Origin of the sequence: Thermocoleostomius sinensis A174 (genome assembly GCF_026802175.1) — a bacterium.
GTDB lineage: Bacteria > Cyanobacteriota > Cyanobacteriia > Elainellales > Elainellaceae > Thermocoleostomius > Thermocoleostomius sinensis.
The window spans coordinates 1,186,957-1,207,719 of record NZ_CP113797.1 but is presented as its reverse complement, the minus strand read 5'-3'; the positions used below and the strand labels follow the sequence as shown (position 1 = coordinate 1,207,719).

11 protein-coding genes are annotated in these 20,763 nt (G+C 49.9%); 7 read left to right on the top strand and 4 right to left on the bottom strand.

What is annotated here, in order from left to right; translation table 11 throughout:
• Positions 1 to 105 precede the first annotated feature (105 nt).
• Positions 106 to 1,983 (bottom strand): DUF4347 domain-containing protein, encoded by a 1,878-nt coding sequence (locus tag OXH18_RS05250; protein ID WP_268611352.1) that lies wholly within the window; start codon positions 1,981 to 1,983, stop codon positions 106 to 108.
• 1,002 nt (positions 1,984 to 2,985) lie between these two features.
• Positions 2,986 to 4,791: a translation elongation factor 4 gene (gene lepA, locus OXH18_RS05245; RefSeq protein WP_268611351.1), complete on the bottom strand. Its 1,806-nt coding sequence runs from the start codon at positions 4,789 to 4,791 to the stop codon at positions 2,986 to 2,988.
• Between the two features lie 413 nt (positions 4,792 to 5,204).
• On the opposite strand from lepA, the gene OXH18_RS05240 reads away from it, so the two are divergent.
• The 6 genes from OXH18_RS05240 (at position 5,205) to OXH18_RS05215 (ending at position 10,537) form a co-directional block, all read left to right on the top strand.
• A complete protein-coding gene (locus tag OXH18_RS05240) occupies positions 5,205 to 5,429 on the top strand; it encodes a hypothetical protein (RefSeq protein ID WP_268611350.1) in 225 nt (74 codons plus the stop codon).
• A gap of 250 nt (positions 5,430 to 5,679) precedes the next feature.
• Entirely contained in the window at positions 5,680 to 7,485 is a 1,806-nt protein-coding gene (locus tag OXH18_RS05235; RefSeq protein ID WP_268611349.1) for an ATP-binding protein, read from the top strand.
• 273 nt (positions 7,486 to 7,758) lie between these two features.
• The gene (locus tag OXH18_RS05230; protein ID WP_268611348.1) at positions 7,759 to 8,295 is read left to right on the top strand and encodes a hypothetical protein; all 537 of its coding nucleotides are present in this window, start codon (positions 7,759 to 7,761) and stop codon (positions 8,293 to 8,295) included.
• Between the two features lie 126 nt (positions 8,296 to 8,421).
• Positions 8,422 to 8,796: a YtxH domain-containing protein gene (locus OXH18_RS05225; protein WP_268611347.1), complete on the top strand. Its 375-nt coding sequence runs from the start codon at positions 8,422 to 8,424 to the stop codon at positions 8,794 to 8,796.
• 9 nt (positions 8,797 to 8,805) lie between these two features.
• Positions 8,806 to 9,435 (top strand): DUF948 domain-containing protein, encoded by a 630-nt coding sequence (locus OXH18_RS05220; RefSeq protein WP_268611346.1) that lies wholly within the window; start codon positions 8,806 to 8,808, stop codon positions 9,433 to 9,435.
• 298 nt (positions 9,436 to 9,733) lie between these two features.
• On the top strand, positions 9,734 to 10,537 hold the full coding sequence (locus OXH18_RS05215) for a TPM domain-containing protein (protein WP_268611345.1): 804 nt from the start codon (positions 9,734 to 9,736) through the stop codon (positions 10,535 to 10,537).
• 171 nt (positions 10,538 to 10,708) lie between these two features.
• Here the strand turns inward: OXH18_RS05215 and ilvN are convergent, their stop codons facing one another.
• Positions 10,709 to 11,227 (bottom strand): acetolactate synthase small subunit, encoded by a 519-nt coding sequence (ilvN, locus tag OXH18_RS05210; RefSeq protein ID WP_268611344.1) that lies wholly within the window; start codon positions 11,225 to 11,227, stop codon positions 10,709 to 10,711.
• A 336-nt stretch (positions 11,228 to 11,563) separates the two neighbouring features.
• On the opposite strand from ilvN, the gene OXH18_RS25160 reads away from it, so the two are divergent.
• Positions 11,564 to 20,146, top strand: a complete 8,583-nt coding sequence (locus OXH18_RS25160) for a cadherin domain-containing protein (RefSeq protein WP_290428436.1) — start codon at positions 11,564 to 11,566, stop codon at positions 20,144 to 20,146.
• Positions 20,147 to 20,173: 27 nt separating this feature from the next.
• On the opposite strand, the gene OXH18_RS05190 is transcribed toward OXH18_RS25160, so the two are convergent.
• The gene (locus tag OXH18_RS05190) at positions 20,174 to 20,737 is read right to left on the bottom strand and encodes a pentapeptide repeat-containing protein (protein ID WP_268611343.1); all 564 of its coding nucleotides are present in this window, start codon (positions 20,735 to 20,737) and stop codon (positions 20,174 to 20,176) included.
• Positions 20,738 to 20,763: the final 26 nt, after the last annotated feature.

Here is a 20,763-nt window from a genome sequence, read left to right as displayed (position 1 = left end):
TTGAACCTGAAAAATGCTCTTTGTTTAGTAAACTGGATTGCCACCTCTGTGTCTGTTAAAGCCATCACTCAATTGCTCATTCCCCATCTCCAAGTCCCCGCTGCCTCAATGCACTGCGATTATTCCATATACGTCCGGATTATCCATCGCATGATCATCCGCGTGCGAAGCTTGGTTATTGACGAAAGTGGGCAATCGATCGAATGCTATCACTTGGGGAGTGGTTGCTACCTTGGCGTGATCTTTCAACGCTTCAGTCACGATAAAAATAGCGCCGCCTTTCCCTTGCCCGTTGTTTGCTCCTGCCCCCCCAATCGCTTGATTGCGTTCAAAGGTGGTGTTATAGAGGGTGAGGCTACCCGATCGGACAAAGATTGCCCCCCCCAAACCAGCACCGCCGCCGCCGCCAGTGCTACCATTCCCGCCGCCAAAGCCCCCATCCCCCGGCATTCCTGATGCTCCCGGTGTGCTCAGTATACCGCCATTGCCGCCGCTGCCGCCGCTGCCGCCACCGCCACCAAAGCCCCCATTGCCGCCTCTCCCTCCCTGTCCCCCATTGCCGCCATCTGCGATCGGAGCCTTTGCATCGCCGCCTTCGCCCCCATTGCCCGCATTGCCCAAGCCCCCGAAACCGCCGCCACCGCCAAATACGGCTGTTCCTACTCCCTGCTTGCCCCAAATATCGAACGTACTGAACACACCCGTTCCCCCATCACCGCCATTGCCGCCATTGCCGCCATTGCCGCCTTCAGTCCCCCCATTGCCGCCATTGCCGCCATTGCCGGCATTGCCAAAGCCCCCAAACCCACCGCCACCGCCAAAAGCGATCGTCCCAATTCCGCCAATGCCAATCCCATTCACCCCCGCAATTGCCCCGCGATCGGCCCGATACTGATCTCGATTGCTGTCAATGCGAACACCCTGCTCGCCCAACGCCACTCGGTCGAGATCGGGTAAGCTGATGCCGTTAATTCCAACAATTCCCCCTTGACTGACAGTCAAGCGGTTTTTGTCAGCCGCAATCGTCGTTTGCAGGGCCATTGCCGATCGTCCCTCGTCTTCTACCGAGTTCTCGCCAGTCTCGGTTTGCACAGTGCCATCACCGCCGACGGCTCGATTATTCACAAACGTCACCTGACTCAGCATCACACGACCACTGTTGACAAACAAGCCGCCCCCCAGACCGGCTGCACCACCCGCCCCATCGATACCATGACTACCGAGCGCCAGCCCATCCGCGATGGTAAGATTACGAATCGCCACATTGCCTCGATCAACATATAGAACGCGATGTGACTGATTGCCGCTGATGATGTCATCCCCGTTGCCCGCCAACGTTAAATTACTTCTGATCGCGGGCAGGCTTTGCTGAAGCCGAATTGTACCGCTGATCTGACTTAAATCAATGAAATCATCTTCCAGAGACGTGTTAGATTGCTCAATTGCCCAGCGCAAGGACCCCGTACCTGCATCGTCTGTCGTGGTGACAGTAATTTGCTTAAGCACCCCTTCATAGGCTGAACGGGCAGACTCGGAGAAAGCGATCGGAGTTTCGATCGGCCCAGTTGTAGCTTCCAGGGTCCAATCTCCGCCTAGCTGTGCACTGCCTGTCAAATTGGTTGAAGCAGCCACATCGGCTTCAATGACCTGACTTAATTGGTGTAACCACGCCTCGTGATCCACAGCGACCTCGCAGCCATAAACCAACACATCGGCTGACGCTGATAGGGCAGAGCGCCACTGAACTAAGTGCGATTGATAGTGCGCAAATCTGTCCGGCGATATCACCTGATTGCCTAACTGAAACTGTCCAGCTTGCCCATGCGATACCAAGTGTAACGCTCTTAAATTGCCATAGCGAGACAAAACTTGAGTAATGGTACTTACACCATCATGCTCAGATGAGAGCGTATAAACAGCCGTTCCCGGTCTAACACCTCTGGCTAATATCTCATGATGGACAATTCTAGAATCAATAAACATAACGTCCGTTACTGGAGCTATTGATGCTTCAGTGAACTCTGAATTAAGGTCATAAAATGAATAATAAAGAGATATAACCGAAACTAGACTAAGACATCCTAGTATACAAAACAAAATCAAGCTAAGTATAACCGCACGTAGGGACAAGAAGGAGACTTTGAAGACACATTCCATAGAGATAATGATTTGAACGAGTGATGAAATCAGCTTTCATTAAATCAGCTTTGTTCACTCTTTGGATACCCTTCAATCGATCGGACTTCAAATACTGTATCCAATTTGACGAAATAAGCGATCGCTTGCTTGTGCCAAACCTTGACGATTCAGTAGAGGTTTAGCAAAAAGTGGATGAATGAGTATTATGCTGTCTTACTTGCGAAGAATGATTCCGACAAAACAAAAATCGTACCTATGATAGACGTAAGAATAACTGGAGTGAGCCAAGTTGAAGACAGACTTTTACGACACGATCAAGCTGTCATCAAGTGAAATGTATGGTTGTAGGAGGAAACAGCAAATGCGTTATGTTCTAGTGCTCATTCTGTGCATTTGCGTCTTTGTGTCGGGTTGTGAGTATATTATCCCCCACACTAGTGATGCACTGTCTCAATCTAGGCAACTGGAAGAACTTCAGAAACAAACGAAGCAGATCGAAAAACAAACAGAAGCGCTGGAACGATTATCCAGATCTGCTGAAAAATTAGCAAATCCTCAGAGGTAAAGTGAACACACAATCTTCTTGCTTAACGGCTTAGTTTAGGTGAAGTGCGTTGTTGCGCCGTGATTTTTTCTCGGAAGGCTTCGCTAACACCTACTCACCTTGAAACCTAAATAAAACGCTATAGCGAGGGGGCAGCGTTCTCACACACATTGTCTGAAGGGTTGGATATTCAAACAACCTCTTAGACCAAATAGTGTAGAAAGAGGCAGTCAATGAGAGACACCAACTGCCGTAAGCCCAATAAAGTGGCTAAACCCGGTAGTGTGAATGGAGTTTAGCCACTAAAGCTTCAACACCGCCATAAATGCTTCTTGTGGCACATCTACTGTTCCGATCGCCTTTAAGCGCTTCTTTCCTTTAGCTTGTTTTTGCAGCAATTTCTTCTTTCGGGAAATATCGCCACCATAGCACTTCGCTAATACATCCTTACGCAGCGCTGGAATATGTTCACTGGCAACAATGCGTGACCCAATCGCCGCCTGAATTGGAATCTTAAACTGATGGCGAGGAATCAATTCCTTTAGTTTTTCTACCAACGCTTTACCCACGTAATAAGCCTTATCGCGGTGCACGATTGTGGCTAGCGGGTCAACCCGATCGCCATTAATTAAAATATCTAGCTTCACCAGCGGATTTTCGCGATAGCCAATCAAGTGATACTCCATACTGGCATAGCCCCGCGAGCGGGATTTCATTTGGTCAAAGAAATCTGTCACTACTTCTGCCAGGGGAATTTCGTAAGAGAGGGTTGTCCGGCCTTGCGTCAAGTACTTCATGTCCTTGAACACACCGCGCCGGCTCTGGCTCAATTCCATTAACGGCCCAACGAACTCCTCGGGTGTGATCATATCTACCTGCACATAGGGTTCTTCGATCATCTCGCGATATTGCGGATCGGGCAGCAGGCTGGGGTTGTCAATATAAATTACTTCGCCGTCAATTTTGGTGACGCGGTAGATAACCGAAGGAGCCGTGGTAATTAAGTCGAGGTCATACTCCCGCTCCAGTCGCTCCTGGACAATCTCCATGTGCAATAACCCCAAGAAGCCACAGCGGAAACCAAACCCCATTGCACTAGAGGTTTCTGGCTCGTACTGTAGAGCAGCGTCGTTGAGGCGCAGTTTTTCTAGGGCTTCTCGCAAGTCTTCAAACTGATCGGCATCGGTGGGAAACAGTCCGCAGAACACCATCGGCTTAGCTTCGGTATAGCCAGGCAACGGTTCGATCGAGGATTGTTTACCAGCCAAAGTAATCGTATCCCCGACTCGGGCATCTTCCACCGCTTTAATGGCGGCGGCCAAGTATCCCACTTCCCCTGCGTGCAGTTCTTCAACTTGAACCTGAGTGGGTGACAGTACGCCCAACTCGTCAATTTCGTATTCTTTACCCGATGCCATCAACCGTATCCGATCGCCCCGCTTCAGGGTACCATCCATAACGCGGAAGTAGACGATTACGCCCCGATAGGGATCATAGTAGCTATCAAAGATCAGCGCTCGTAACGGTTTTTCGACAGTATCTTGTGGCGGCGGTACCAGATAGACAATCGACTCCAAAATGTCAGTGATACCAATGCCTTCCTTCGCCGAAGCTAACACTGCCCCACTACAATCTAGACCAATAATTTCCTCAATTTCTGATTTAACGCGATCCGGTTCTGCCCCTGGTAAATCAATCTTGTTGAGAACAGGAATAATTTCTAAATTATTTTCTAAAGCTAAATATACATTTGCCAGGGTTTGGGCCTCGACCCCTTGCGAAGCATCCACCACCAATAACGCCCCTTCACAGGCAGCCAGCGATCGGGAAACCTCATAGGAAAAGTCTACATGTCCCGGTGTATCAATCAAATTCAAAACGTAGTCCTGCCCATCTTGAGCCGTGTACTTCATGCGGGCGGCTTGAAGTTTGATTGTGATGCCACGTTCACGCTCCAACTCCATGTTGTCGAGGAACTGTTCCTTCATCTCGCGCGCGCTGACGGTGCCCGTCGTTTGCAGCAGGCGATCGGCCAGGGTGGATTTGCCGTGGTCAATGTGAGCAATGATCGAAAAGTTGCGAATGCGAGAAACAGGTACGTCGGTCATAGATTTCTTAGATAGGCAGCATGAGATGCTTAAGATATTGTAATCCTTTCGATTGCAACAGTCAGTAGTTTGAAGGCTGAGGATTAGGGTTGGCAACACAAAGGATCAAGAATGCAGGCTAACGGCGAGAAGAAAAAAGCTCGAAAGCTCGATCGCTTCTCTATGCGTTTCGTTCACGTATTTATGCATTATTTATGCATTGTATTTATGCATTCACGACCGGTTCCCATCTTTTCTATCCTCATTCACTGTTCTCAGCTAACCTAGTTGAAAGTCGAATGATGTTTAATGTAGGTAGGGATTTGACTTCGATTAATCAAGGTCAGCAGAACCAGGTGAGTTTCCTTGTTCTTCCCCACTGTGTATAGAAATTTTGTTGTTTAGACCTTGCTCCAAAGAGCCTGCAACAACCTATGAACGATCCTGCTATTCAACCTAAGCCTGGCAAAGTGAATCTTTCCATTGAAATTGATGCTGAGCTTCTGGAGCAGATTCGCCACCTCACGAGTGATCCCAGTAAAGTCATTGAGGTTGCTGTGCGACAATGGCTGGGGGGTGGAAGTCGCCGGGACGATGATTTGACTCGCACCATGCGCCCAAATCCTCCTGTTCCGCCTAAGGGTGAGTGGAATGACTAGTCAAGCAGGGGGTGCAGCAGCGTCGAGAGTGGTTTTGCTCTCATTCCGTTATTCAACGGCTTTTTAGCTACTTTTCCGTGAACATTTTCATCAACTTGAGGCGATTGGATTCTTGGAATCGGGAATTCTCACCTTGAGTGTTGAATCTGGAAGTTGTTCTTGAACATCCACCGTTGCAGTTGCTTCGGTTACCTCAGGGTCAATTCTGGAAAATCAAACCTTCCATCTTGCCGTTTGCAGTCCCACGCTAATGACCTTGCCCAGCGATCGCTCCTCTTCTACAACCGAACCAACCCATTCGGCGGCGTCATGTCGATTCGATAGTTTGTTGTCGGCATCGGGTGCAGATCTGGTTTTGACGCAAGACACAGCGGGGCGATGTCTCTCGTTCTACTGGAATGCCGCAGAGCGATACAATCTCTGCCTAGACCAAGTGATTGGGAAACCAGTTGATCAAGGATTCTCGCCTGTTTCAGCCGAATCCTATGTGCAGCAAGTACAGCAGGTACTAGAGTCTTTGGTTCCGGTTAGCTTTGAGTATCCGTTTACCTATACCAATCAGTATTTTGCTTTCGATCTGACAATTAGCCCCATCCTAACGCCTTACGGAGCCGCCAAACTGGTTGTGGTAACAGGCAAGTTTCTCTGTAATGTCTCCGAAAGCCGAGCGCTAGAACTGGTGGATCGCTTATTGAAATCTGACTCATCGCACCATTTTCGGTATCAAAAACGACTGAATCAAGTTATTTGGAATATTCGCCGCAGTCTTGACCTTGAAAGCATTTGGCAACAGACCGTAAATGGTTTAGGAGAAGCCCTAGAAGTCGATCGATGTTTAATTTGTCCCTACAAGCCAGACGAACCTGTTCTAAAGGTACTGGCCGAGTACCGCCATCCCTCGTTACCCTCTATGCTTGGAACTGAGTTTTCCTTGGAGACGGCCACTCGACTCCGGCAAGCTTTGACGACTCTGCGCCCCGTGCCAATCGATTTTGATGGACTAGGGGTCGATGTATCGTCTGGGCTGGCGATTCCTACAACCTACAAAGATCAGCCAAATGGCTTGATTATTCTGCATCAACCAGAGCAGTTGCGGCGCTGGAACGATGTAGAAATTGAATTATTACAAGAAATTGCCCAACAGGTGGGAGCAGGGGTGACCTATGTGACGCTGTTGGAAGAAACCCGCAGTTTGGCTGCCGAACTGCAACGCGCTAACGAAAATCTGCGGCAGCAACACAAGGAATTAGAAGAAGCCCGGCGGCAAGCGGAAGCGGCTTCTCGGCTTAAGAGTGAATTTTTAGCCAACACCTCTCATGAACTGCGCACCCCATTAAATGGCATGATTGGCTTCCTGAAGCTGATTATGGACGGTATGGCTGATGATCCAGAAGAGCAAAACCAGTTCATTCAAGAAGCCTATCGATCGGCAATTCACTTGCTCAATATCATCAACGACATTCTAGATATCGCTAAGATTGAGGCTGGCAAAATGCAGCTTGATCTTAACCCGATCGAGTTAGATGATTTGCTCACTGATGTAGAAAATTTCACCCGTCCTCAAGCTCAGCAAAAGAACTTGTCCTTCGAAATTCTGACTCCTGCTACCCGTGATGAAGTGGTGATCTATGGCAACTATCAGCGATTACTGCAAGTGATGTTGAATTTAGTGGGCAATGCCATCAAATTTACCCATGAAGGCGGCATCACCATCAGTGCCGAGGTGATTCCGGGTAAAGTCGTGGTGCAGGGGGAAGAAAAACCGGGTACGGTGAAAATTAGCGTAGCGGATACGGGCATTGGTGTGTCCTTAGAAAAGCAAGACAAACTGTTCCAAACTTTTAGCCAAGTCGATGGTTCCCGCACGCGGCAATATGGCGGTACTGGGTTGGGGTTGGCCATTTCCCAAAAGCTGGTGGAAGCGATGGGCGGCGTTGTCAATTTCTTTAGCATGGGTGAAGGTTTGGGTTCAACCGTCACGTTCACTGTTCCGCTATATCAAGATCCAGTAATGATTACCTCGCCGATCGCTGACTCCGTTGATCTGCTGATGTAACCCCCTACTCCCTGCCCCCCAATTTCTAGAACAGCTTAAGAACTTGTTAAAAGAAAACCCATCTGGCATTTCTCCCTATACTCTTTTATTCAGATACCTCCTAACTGCGTCTCCAGCCTCATCTGTTTCACCTTTAGGTAATGCGGTGGGGCTGCTCTTTTTCAAGATCAGTTTTGAGTTCAGAAAAATTCGATGCCAGCCACGGGCATCTGTAGGTATGATCGAGCCAGCGATGCGCAATTGTGCCACGCTTGTGAAGTAATGCCTTGAATCATGATAGCGATCGTTTTACTTTTGAATGGGGTGCTGGCGTTCCTGTGCCTGTATATGGCTTGGCAACTGTGTCGGTTGCGATCGGTCTTAGCGAAGGCAGCAGATGTTCTAACGCTGGCAAATCATACAACACATCGAGTTTTGTGCAATGCACCCGTTGCGATCGGCTCTGGACAGATGGGTAGCTTTCAACTCCGGCAGCGATATCGCTTATTGATTTTGCAATTGCAGCAAGTACAACAGGTGTTGTCGTTGCTGGGCTTAGGGCAGTGGGTTTGGCGATACTATGTCAACCGCCAGGCTAGGTATCATACTGGATATTACGCAAGACATAAAGTTGATTCTTGCACTAGTGCCCGATCGAGGCAAAAACGAGTTCACCATAGCAAATATTCACACGATATGCGATTATCTGACCCGCCCCGCCCCAACCCTCCTTTCCCCCATCTGGACGAGGAAGGAGTGAGAGAAGCAGGGCTGGGAATAAAGGCGATGCAGGACTCCTCTACCTCTGTCAGAAAGTTGCCCATCGCATAATCTTCCCAATGGGCAACGACATCGAAAAAGAACTTAGAAGAGAGCTTGGCAATTTCAGTCCGTTTTTGAGTTGGCTTCGAGTAGAGTTTACTTATTAGTAAAAGCTAGTGCCAAGGATGAGCAGCAATGTCAGACAACCGCTCAGAATCGACAGGATCATCAGGATTATTTGTAGGAGGCTTTCTAGTTGGAGCCATGATTGGTGCGGTTACAGGTCTTTTGATAGCACCGAAAGCAGGGCGAGAAACGCGGCAACTGTTGAAAAAATCAGCTGATGCCTTACCCGAATTAGCCGAAGATCTCTCTAGCAGTGTGCAATTGCAAGCCGATCGCCTCTCTGGTTCGGCATTACGTAACTGGGATGAAACCCTCTCCCGCTTGCGGGAGGCGATCGCGGTTGGGCTAGAAGCGTCTCAACGCCGGCGACAAGAACTTGAACAGGTAGAATCGCCCCTTGCCGCAGAACCCCACCCTTCTGTCCACGATTCCGGTACGAAATAGGCAAATTCTGTGGTTGATCCTCTTTTTTGGCTAGGGCTATCTCTTCTGTTAGTGGCAGTGAGCTTAACGGCCGTTCTGGTAGCGGCGCTTCCGGCATTGCAAGAACTGTCGCGGGCAGCTCGGAGTGCTGAAAAGCTATTTGATACCCTCAGTCGAGAGTTACCTCCTACTTTAGAGTCCATCCGGCTAACAGGTATGGAAATTAATAACCTAACGGACGATGTGAGTGAAGGGGTGCAAAGCGCTGGACGAATTGTGCAACAACTCGATCAAAGTTTAAGCGGTGTCAAGCGTCAAGCCCAACAGGCCCAGGTGACGACTCGGAGTGTTGTTGCAGGATTTAAGGCCGCTTGGAAATCCTTTAACCGTCCATCGGCTACCCGACGATCGCGTGAGGGAGCGATGTCAACTCATGACCTAGCGCATGACCTCAGCCCTCACGAATCTAGCAGTCGGCTACCGGCTGACTCTCGAATTGCTATGGAGGCAGCAAGCCAAGGCTACCATGCCTACAGCAGCCCCTACCATCGCAACAGCTACACCGAAGCACCGAACGAATTACAGGATGAGCTAGTCAACTCAGACGAGCGAAGCGATCGGGCTACCTCTTTTCAGGAACCATCTCTTGATGAGTTTTAAGCAACGAGTCACGAAAATGAGACAGCCACGATTTCAATTCAACCTGGTTGAATCGAACTGTAAAGCGGATTGATCTGTTTCTAAGCTTGGGCAAGGCACGTTCGGTGCTGAGCTATAGATTGGCGATACTACGTACTTCTTGTACTTCTTGTTAAGCATTCAGCTTACTCATTACCCTCCGCTTTTTGCTATATGATCAACATGAGAGCTATATTAACAAGTGTAAAGAATCATTGATGATTCTTGGTATTCGTAGTGATCTATTAATATTTCACCTTGAGGATAGTTGGATCTGTCGATGCTACACTTCCACCCGTCAAAACTGTTTAGTTGCCTGATTGCCCTGTCGATTGTTCTGCTGAGTTGGGTCATTGCCCCTGTCGCACAGGCCTACGATAACCCCGAGTTGCTGCCCGATCACTATACGCCTGTGATTGATCTGGCAGATTCGCTTACCGATATTCAAGAGCAAAATCTGGCGCAACAACTCGATGAGTTCGAGGCAGAAACTGGGTGGAAACTGAGAGTATTGACGCAGTTTGATCGTACTCCTGGTCGCGCTGTGAAAGAGTTTTGGGGTCTCGACGATCGCAGCGTTATGCTTGTGGCCGATCCAAGAGGCGGTAATCTCCTCAATTTCAGCGTAGGCGATGCATTGTTTGAGTTATTACCCCGCACATTTTGGATTGAACTCCAAACCCGCTATGGCAATCAGTTTTTTGTGCGAGACAACGGTGAAGATGCTTCGATCTTAGAGGCCTTAGGATCTCTAGAAGGATGCTTACGTCAAGGGGGCTGTCAAGTTGTGCCGGGTCTACCCAGAGAACAGTGGATTCTGACGCTGGTGACCTCGGTGATTGGAGGCTTGGTGTTTGGCTTTGCGGCTCAACCGCGTGAACCAGGAAAACCATTTTCGTGGCAATGGGCCCTGATTTTTTCGCCTTTGTGGGGAATTCTCTTCATTGCATTTGGTATTGGCCCAGTTGTAACGCGTACGGCGGATTGGTTACCGCTCTTCCGCAATATTGCTGGATTTGTTTTGGGGGCTTTGGTTGCCTACCTATCTCCTATGTTGAATGCTTCTTCTACGTCGGAAACCTAGAAAACGTGAGTTTGAGATAAAGAGATAAAGCTAAAATATGGTAGGTTGAACATTTCTGCCAGCGCTCTCCGGTCAATCGCTTGGTTAACAACTGATGTGGTAAAACCCAAAGAATTGAGAGTTAAGGGGATTGGGGACAGTGCCCACAGGTCACAATGCCCCTAATTTCCCCTATACTCGTGCTTCTAGAGACTTGAGGTATTCTGTATTTACTCCTGATTCTCGCATCAAGGCAATTTTTCCAGTACGGGCTACTTCTCGCAAACCAAACCGATTCAAAACTTGCACGATCGCCACCATTTTCCCAGGATCACCAACCACTTCCAGGGTCAAGGAATCTTCAGCTACATCGACAACTCGGGCCCGAAAAATTTGTGCTAGTTCGATAATTTCCGATCGATTGGTACTGGTGGCATTTACCTTCAGCAGCATCAGTTCTCGTTCGACACACGGCACTTCGGTAATATCTTGCACTTTAATAACATTGATAAGTTTATAAAGCTGTTTGGTCACCTGTTCGATGGCGCGATCATCCCCCGGAACCACCATCGTAATTCGAGAGATTCCTACCTGTTCAGCTGGGCCAACAGCAAGGCTTTCAATATTAAAGCCTCGCCGAGCAAACAATCCTGCAATACGAGTTAAAACGCCAGCTTCGTCTTCTACTAATACGGAAAGTGTATGTTTCATCCGTCACCATCCTTTCTGAGAAATAAGCAAAATTACAGATACGACAAATTGCTTTACCGAGGTTTTCTAACGAATCGCTGAATGTCATCCGTAAAGCTGTTTATTTAATCACGTTAACCGTAGGTCTAGTCCCTTATCATAGCTTGTCTTTTTAACCGTTTAAAACAACCGTCAAAATGGTCAGAAATCGATCATTTTCCGGTCTCTTTGTCATCTATTAATACCGAAGTTCTGTACTCGATGTGTAACTGATTTGACTTCAATGGGTAGCCTGCTTATAGGGATTGATTCACCAATTCACTATGTCCTGCTGTCACGCTGAGGGGAATTCATACCATGCCAGCCACTCCCGGTAATGAATTCAGAGTAAATACGACTACCGAAAATAGTCAGGTTACTTACGGGCCTTTTTCCTCAACCGATCATCGCACGACTCGCGCTGTTGCTGCCGATGCCGAGGGAAATTTTGTGGTGGTGTGGTCAAGCCAAGGGCAGGATGATCCCGCTGAACCCGTGGGCTGGGGTGTGTATGCCCAACGCTACAACAAAGATGGCGTGGCGCAAGGTGGCCCGATTTTAGTGAATCAGGGGCATGTGGTGACAGGCGATCAAATTTCGGCGGCGGTGGCGATGGATGCGGATGGGGATTTTATCGTCACATGGTCTAGCTATGCCTTCTATCAACCACTCGATCGCGATGGGTTTGGGGTGTTCGCTCAACGCTTCAGCCGCACTGGAGCCACACAGGGATCAACATTTTTGGTCAACACGACGACGACGGGCAATCAGGAAGATTCAGATATTGCTACTCTGGCGGACGGACGGTTCATTGTTACCTGGACATCACGAACCCATAATCACTCCGATGTCTACACGTGCCTCTATAGTGCCACGGGTGCTGCTCTAGGACCTGAAATTCTAGTCAACAGCACTACAACGGGCGATCAGCGCAATTCATCAGTCGCAGTCGATGCCCAAGGGCGGTTTGTGGTGGTGTGGGAAAGTGAGGGGCAAGACGGCAGTCGATCGGGGATCTATGCTCAAATCTTCGCGGCGAATGGCGACAAATTGGGGGGAGAGTTTCGCGTTAATACCTACACGACCAACGATCAGAAGCATCCTAGTGTAGCGATCGATGCCGACGGCGATTTTGTCATCACTTGGTCAAGTGACGGTCAGGATGGCAACGGGTGGGGGGTCTATGCGCGTCGCTTCAAAATTGATGAGTCTGCTGCCAATAAGCGCATTGAGAAAGATGTAGCCGATGTGCGAGTCAACCATGTTGTTAGTGGCAGCCAGCAATATTCGGCGGTGGCGATGGATGCCAACGGCAACTATACCATTACCTGGACAAGTGCAGTTTCGGGCAGTGGCAATGATGTTCTCTACCGTCGTTATGACGCCAACGGCAATGTGCTCGATCGCGATCAGGGGGGGGAAGGGGTCTTTTCGGCCAATGCCTACACGCTGCGAAACCAAGAGTTTTCGTCGATCGCGATCGATGGCAACGGTAATTTCATCATCGGCTGGACGAGTGAAGATCAGACTACTGGCAATCCTGCAACGAGTGATCAAGGAAATGGTGTGTTTGCTCGTCGGTTTACGGTTCCGTCTACGGCCAATCGTACCCCTACGGATATTCGCTTAAGTGCTAGCCAAGTCCGTGAAGATGCAGCGGTAGAGACGGTAATCGGTACCCTCAGCACGATCGATCCAGATACAAGCGATACTCATACCTACACCCTGGTGGCGGGTGCGGTGGACAATGCCACATTCAAAATCGTCAGACTCAGCACGGGACAATATCAACTACGAGTCAATGGTCCGCTGGATTATGAAACCAAGCCCACTTATACCGTTCGGATCAAAACCGATGATGGCAGGGGCGGCACGCTGACGAAAGACCTGACCATCACCACACTGAATGTCAACGAAGCACCGACGAATTTGACCCTAAGCAATACGGTTGTGGCGGAAAATGCGGCGATCGGCACAGAGATTGGCACGCTGACCGGCACAGATCCTGAAGGCCCGTCGGGTCTAACTTACTCATTAGTAGACAACTTAGCCGACAACGGAGCGTTCCGGATTGTCAACAACAAGCTGGTGGTGAATGCTGGGCTGGATTTTGAAACCAAGGACACCTACAACATTCGCATTGCTGTCACCGATGCCGAGGGGTTGCGCTTCAAAAAGGATTTCACGATCCAAGTCACAAATGTCAACGAAGCGCCCACGAACCTGACGCTAAGCAAAACGACGGTGAATCAGAACGTCGGCAGTAATTTCGAGGTGGGCAGTTTTACCACTACCGACCCCGATCGCAACGACACCCATACCTACGCCCTCGTCAATACCAGCACCAACCCAGACAATGCTGCCTTTCGAATTGAGAACAATAAGCTGATTCTCATCAGTCCACCGCCATCGGGCAAAAATTCCTATCAGATTCAAGTTCGTACCACCGATGCTGGGGGAGCTAGTTTTACCCGCACGTTCACAATTACAGTCGATCGCACAGCAGCTAACGCTCCTACGAATTTGACGTTAAGCAACGATCGAATTGCTGAGAATACCGGAAACAATAAAGAAATTGGCGTTTTTTCAACCACTGATGCGGATGCAGGCGATACCCATACTTACACTTTTGCGGAATCGACTGCCTATCCTGATAATTCAGCATTTAGGATTGAAGGAAACAAACTAGTTCTAATTAACTCGGCAAATTTTGAAGTACAAAATCGGTATCGAATTAAGGTTCGCACAACGGATAGAGCGGGACTATTTATTGAGCGAGAATTTACCATTCGTATTACCAATGTCAATGAAACGCCCACCGCACTCAGCTTAGACAATACCGAAGTTAACGAAGGTATCCCCAATAACTTTACGGTTGGTACGTTTGAAACCACCGATCCAGATGCAGGCGATACCCATACCTATACGCTGATTGACAGCACCAACTTTGCCGACAATGCGGCGTTTCGGATTGAGAATAATAAGCTGATCCTGATTAACTCGCCGAACTTTGAGACCAAGCCTGAATACATCATCAAAGTCCGTACTACCGACGCAGGCGGCAAATTCCTCGATCGTACTTTTACGATCACCGTCAACGATACAATTTCTGGTCGTCCTACCGGCATCAGCCTTAGCAACGATCGCATCGTCGAGAACTCAGGCAACAATCAGGAAATTGGTCGTTTCAGCACCACCGATCCTGATGATACGCAACACACCTATACTTTTGTTGGAACGTCAGATTTCCCCGACAATGCGGCGTTTCGGATTGAGGGCAACAAGCTCATTCTGATCAACTCGCCCGATTTTGAAACGAAGCCGAGTTACCGCATTAAGGTACGCTCTACCGATGATGACAATCTGTTCTGGGAGCAGACCTTTACGATCGTGGTGGAGAACGTCAACGAAGCCCCTACTGCTCTGGTGCTCAGTAACAGCACGGTGGCGGAAAATGCGGGAGAGAATACTGAAATTGGTACGTTTGCTACCACTGATCCCGATCGCAATGATACCCATACCTATACCTTCACCAGTAACAGCACCTATCCTGACAACGCGGCGTTTCGGATTGAGGGCAACAAGCTCATTCTGATCAACTCGCCCGATTTTGAGACGAAATCTGAATACACTATCAGAGTTCGTACGACAGATGCAGGCGGTAAAAGCCTCAACCGTACCTTCACCATCACCGTCCAAGACACAGGGGAAACGCCCACCGCGCTGAATCTCAGCAGAACCAACGTGGATGAGAACGTGGGGGATAATTTCACGGTAGCTACCCTCAGCACCGTTGATCCCGATCGAGGTGATACCCACACCTACACGTTTGTCAACAACAGCATTTATCCCGATAATGCCGCCTTTCGTATCGATGGTAATCGGCTAATTGTGCTGCGATCGCCCAACTTTGAAGCTCAGCCCAGTTACCGGATCAAGCTTCGTTCAACCGACAGCGGCGGTCGGTTTGTTGAACGCGAATTTACCATTACTGTAAACGATCGCCCCGATCGCCCCCCCTCTGACCTGACGCTAAGCAATAGCCGCCTTGATGAGGACGCAGGCAGCAATGCTGAAGTGGGTACGCTGACGACCACCGATCCGGATGTGGGCGATCGACATACCTATTTGCTGGTGGGTAATTTACCGGATAACAGCGCCTTCCGACTAGAGGGCAACAAGCTGATCTTGAGAGATGCCCCTGACTTTGAAACCAAATCCAGCTACCGGATCAAACTGCGCACCACCGATGGCGACGGGCTGTTCTTTGAAAAAGAATTCACGATCACGATCGACAACACCAACGAAACACCGATCGGACTGAACTTAAGTAACACCCGCGTCAATGAAGACGTTGCCAATAACCATACAGTGGGCACGTTTACCACCACCGACCCCGATCGCAACGACACCCATACCTATACCCTGATCGGCAATCTCCCTGACAACAGCGCCTTTCGTATTGACGGCAATCGATTGGTGCTGATCAACTCCCCCAACTTTGAAGTCAAACCTATCTACACGATCAGAGTTCGTACCACCGATGCGGGCGGCAAATTTTTCGATCGCACGTTCACCATTACTGTAGACGATCGCAATGATGCTCCCACGAACCTTAGCCTCAGCCGCACCGATGTCGATGAGAACGTGGGCGATAATGTCACCGTCGGCACGCTGACAACGACTGATCCCGATCTAGACGATACCCATACCTACAGTTTGATTAACGGGTTTGGTGATAACAGTGCGTTTGCAGTTAGCGGCAACCGCTTGATAGTGCGGCAATCGCCCAACTTTGAAGTTAAGCCCAGCTATCGCATCAAAATCCGCACCACTGATGCGGAAGGGCTATTTTTCGACAAAGAATTTACGATCACAGTCAACGATCGCCTCGATCGTCCCCCTACCGATCTGCGGCTCAGCAACACGCAAGTCAGCGAGGACGTGGCCGATAATGTTGCAGTCGGCAGCCTCAGCACCATCGACCTCGATCTGGGCGATCGCCATACCTATACACTCGTGGGGAATTTACCCGATAACAGTGCTTTTCGCATCAATGGCAATCAACTGATTCTAATTAATTCCCCTAATTTTGAAGCCAAATCCAGCTACCGGATCAAACTGCGCACCACCGATGGCGACGGGCTGTTTTTCGAGAAAGAATTCACGATCACTGTCCTGGATGGCAATGATGCCCCCACCAACCTTACTCTCAGCAACACTCAACTGAATGAGAATGTGGGAGTCAATGCGGAAGTGGACAGCTTCAGCACCATCGATCCTGATGCGGACGATCGCCACAGCTATAGCCTGATCGACAGTGCTACATTTGCCGACAACAGCGCCTTTATCATCAGCGGCAATAAGCTGATTCTTCGGGCTAACCCCGATTTTGAAACGAAGCCCAGTTACCGCATCAAAGTTCGCACTACCGATCGCGGCGGTCTCAGTTTCGACAAAGAGTTCACTATCACCATCAACAACGTCAACGATGCCCCCAGCGATCTACGGCTCAGCAATGCCCAACTCAACGAAAATGTCGGTGACAATAGTGAAGTAGGAACTTTCAGCACGATCGATCAAGATGCTGGTGACAGCCATACTTACAGTCTTGTTTCAGGCTTTCAGGACAACAGCGCCTTTATCATCAGCGGCAATAAGCTGATTCTTCGGGCTAACCCCGATTTTGAAACGAAGCCCAGTTACCGCATCAAAGTTCGCACTACCGATCGCGGCGGTCTCAGTTTCGACAAAGAGTTCACTATCACCATCAACAACGTCAACGAAGCGCCGATTGTGACAACGGCGTCAGATGTACTGACCTACACCGAAGACAGCGATGCAATTCTGGTCGATGCAGCAATTCTGGTACGAGATCCCGACAGTGCTACCCTTGCTGGAGCTACGATCACCATTGGCGGCTACCGGGCGGGCGATCGGTTACTGTTCACTAATCAAGGAGCAATCAACGGCAGCTTTGACCCAACGACGGGAATTCTCAGACTAACGGGCACGACTACAATCGAGGCTTATCAGACGGCGCTACGATCGATCCAATATATCCACAATGGTCACAATCCGGGTACGGGCGATCGGTTAATTCGCGTTACTGTCACCGATGGTGAGGTCACTAGCCGCGTTGCCACTCGCACGATTCGCATCGTCCCAATCAACGACGCGCCGATTGTCACCACCTCCACCGGAGAATTGACCTACCCAGAAAATGCTGGAACGCTGATGATCGATGCTGACCTCACCGTGCGTGACGAAGATAGCCTCTTTTTAGAAAGCGCTACCGTTACCATCAATGGTTATGTAGCCGGACAGGATCGCCTGGAGTTTACCAGCCCCGATCGCAATATTGGCGCCATTTTCAATAACGCTACGGGAACCCTGCTGCTCACGGGACGCGCCCCCGTCACCACCTATCAGGCGGTACTGCGATCGATCGCCTACAGTAACAGCCGCAACAATCCCAGTCAAACAATCCGCACGATTCAGTTTTCGGTATCAGATGGAGAAGCCAGCAGTAGCCCGGCTAGTCGCACCGTTCGCCTATTGCCCGCCAATTCGGTTCCAGTGGTTAACTTGACCGATCACGTCTTGATCTATCGCGAAAACGCTAGTCCGATCGCCCTCGATGCTGCCATGCGGGTAATCGACGACAGCGGCAACTTAACCGGAGCCACGATCGTCCTGGAAGGCTACGTCGCCAATCAAGATCGCCTTCACTTTGTCAATCAGAACGGGATTCGTGGCAGCTTTGCCAGCGGCATTCTCACCCTGACAGGAACTGCCTCGATCGCCCAATATCAGCAAGCGCTGCGATCAATCACCTACGCCAACAGTAGTGAGAACCCGGATACCAAAAGCCGCACCATTCGCGTGACCGTCACTGATGGCACTGCCACTAGCGTTGTCGCCACTCGATTGCTGCAAGTGGTCTCTGTCAACGATGCCCCGATTGTTATCCCATCTGTTCAGTCTGTCCTCGTTACTGAATCTACCCGCACCATCACCCTCGATCCGGGGCTAAACTTGCGCGATGCCGATCACACCAATCTTACGGGCGCTACGCTCGTCATCAACGGATATCTTCCCGGCGAAGATCGACTGTTGTTTCAAGATCAAAACGGCATCACCGGCCGCTTCAACAGCGCTACGGGGGTATTAAGCCTGACGGGAACAGCTTCCCTGAGGCATTACCGAACAGCGCTACGTTCAATCCAATATGCTAACCTCAGCACCGTCCCCACTCCTGCTTTCCGCATAGTGGAACTGACGGTGACAGATGGGATCACGCCTAGCCACACAGCAGCCATCCCAATTCGCTTCGATCGCCGCCTAACGCTACCTGTGTTGGATCTCAACGGCGCAGACAATGGACTCGACTTTCGTAGCACCTTTGTGGTGACCGGCCCGGCGGTGTCGATCGTATCATCCGATGCCCGACTCACCCATCCCAATGGCTCTGTATTAACTTCAGCGCAAGTCGTGATCACTAATCCGCACAACTGGCAAACCGAAGAACTACTCGTTGAGATCCAGAATACTGGGATTACAGCCCGCTACGATCGTCAACGCTCCACCCTCAACCTGAACGGCATTGCTTCCCTTGCCACGTATTTAGGGGTTTTGCGCAGCGTTCGCTATTACAATTCCTCGCCTACACCCGATCGCACCACACGAACGGTTGTGTTTTCGGTCAGTGATGGCACAGTTCGTAGCGAACCAGCCGAGACAACGGTGCAACTAACGCCAGTGAATCTGTTGAATCAGGGTACTCCCAATGATGATCAACTGGTGACGACCCCAGCCACAGACTTAATCAACACCCAAGCTGGCAATGATACCCTATTTTCCATTCTAGATTACCTGCAACAGAACGATCAAATCAGCGGTGGAGATGGTCTGGATACGTTTGTGCTGCAAGATGGAGCCGGGACAGCCTGGGTGCAGGTCGATAATCCGGTGAATCAACTCAGTGGTATCCTCACAGGTAACACCACTATCACTCAGTTTGAATGGTTCGATTTCAGTAGGTTTACGGGCAGTGTTACCATGCTGGGCAGCGATCGTCGCAGCAACCATTTAACGGGTGGACGCGGAAATGACGTGCTGGTTGGCGGCAGTGGCAATGATGTTCTGATTGGCAATGCGGGTCACGATCGCTTGGATGGCGGCGCTGGTGACGATACGCTAATGGGTGGGTTCGGCGATGATACTTACGTGGTTGATAGTGTGAGGGATGTCATTGTTGAAGACGTGAACGGTGGCTTTGAGACTGTGATGGCGTCCGTAAATTGGACATTGGCATCACCACTAGACGATTTAATTCTGACCGGTACAGCGATGGTTGGTACAGGCAACGACCTCAACAACGCTCTTACGGGAAATGCGATGAATAACCAGTTGCTTGGCAATGGCGGCAATGACATCCTACTGGGGCTGGGTGGCAACGATCGCTTGCTGGGTGGTGATGGCAACGATGTTTTGCAGGGCGGTAATGGCAACGATCGGCTAATCGGGGGCAAGGGCGACGATCGGCTAATCGGGGGCAGCGGTCGAGATGTACTCGCTGGGGGGAAGGGCAAGGATCGCTTTGTGATTTTGCAAGCGAAAAAAAGCCGCGATACCATTAAAGACTTCAATCCAGCGGATGACACGATTCAAATTTCTCGGCAAGGATTTGGGCGCGACTTGAATCGGGGGAAAATCAAGTCCCATCAATTCGTTTTGGGGAGTCGCGCCACTGATAGCCGTGATCGGTTTATTTACGATCGATCGGCAGGTGTGTTGTTCTTCGATCCCGATGGCGTCGGTGGAGCTTCAGCCATCCAAGTTGCTAAACTGTCAAATCGACCAAACTTAGGGCGAACAGACATTGCTATTGTGCTTTGATTGTGCTCTGATCGTTAGACTTCAGCCTTAGCGATTAAGCCCAATCACACCGTCCAGGTCGGCTCCAGTGAAGTTTGCTCCTGTCACATCTGCATTAGTCAGATTAGCATCCTCTAAATCGGCGTTGGTGAAATTGACCCCATTGAGATTGGCTCCTGTCAAATTAGCATTCTCTAGGTCAGCTGAGGTTAGATCGGCTCCGCTCAGGTTGGCGTTGCTGAGGTTTGCCCTTTCTAAATCAGCATCGATCAAAATGGCGTTGCTCAAGTCTACTCCACTTAAGTCTGCCGCTTCTAATCTCGCTCCTCGCAGGTCGCATCCCTGGCACTGGCGAGTAGATAGTAACTGATCAATTAAGGCTTGCCGATCGGTTGTGGCAGGCGATTGAGCAACATCGGAATTTGGTGCAGTTGGCTGTACGGCAGTATTTGGTTGAGGTGCAGTTGGCGCAGATGTATCAGCCTCAGGTTCAACGGTTTGCGTCGGAGTTGGGGAACAGCCAAGCGCAACACCCGCAACTAGCAGCCCAATTGCCATTCCCTTCAACTGCTTATGAAAAGGGAGATTAAAGAATTTTTGGTTCAGTGCCATGAAACGTTTCGCTCTTTTTTATTCCT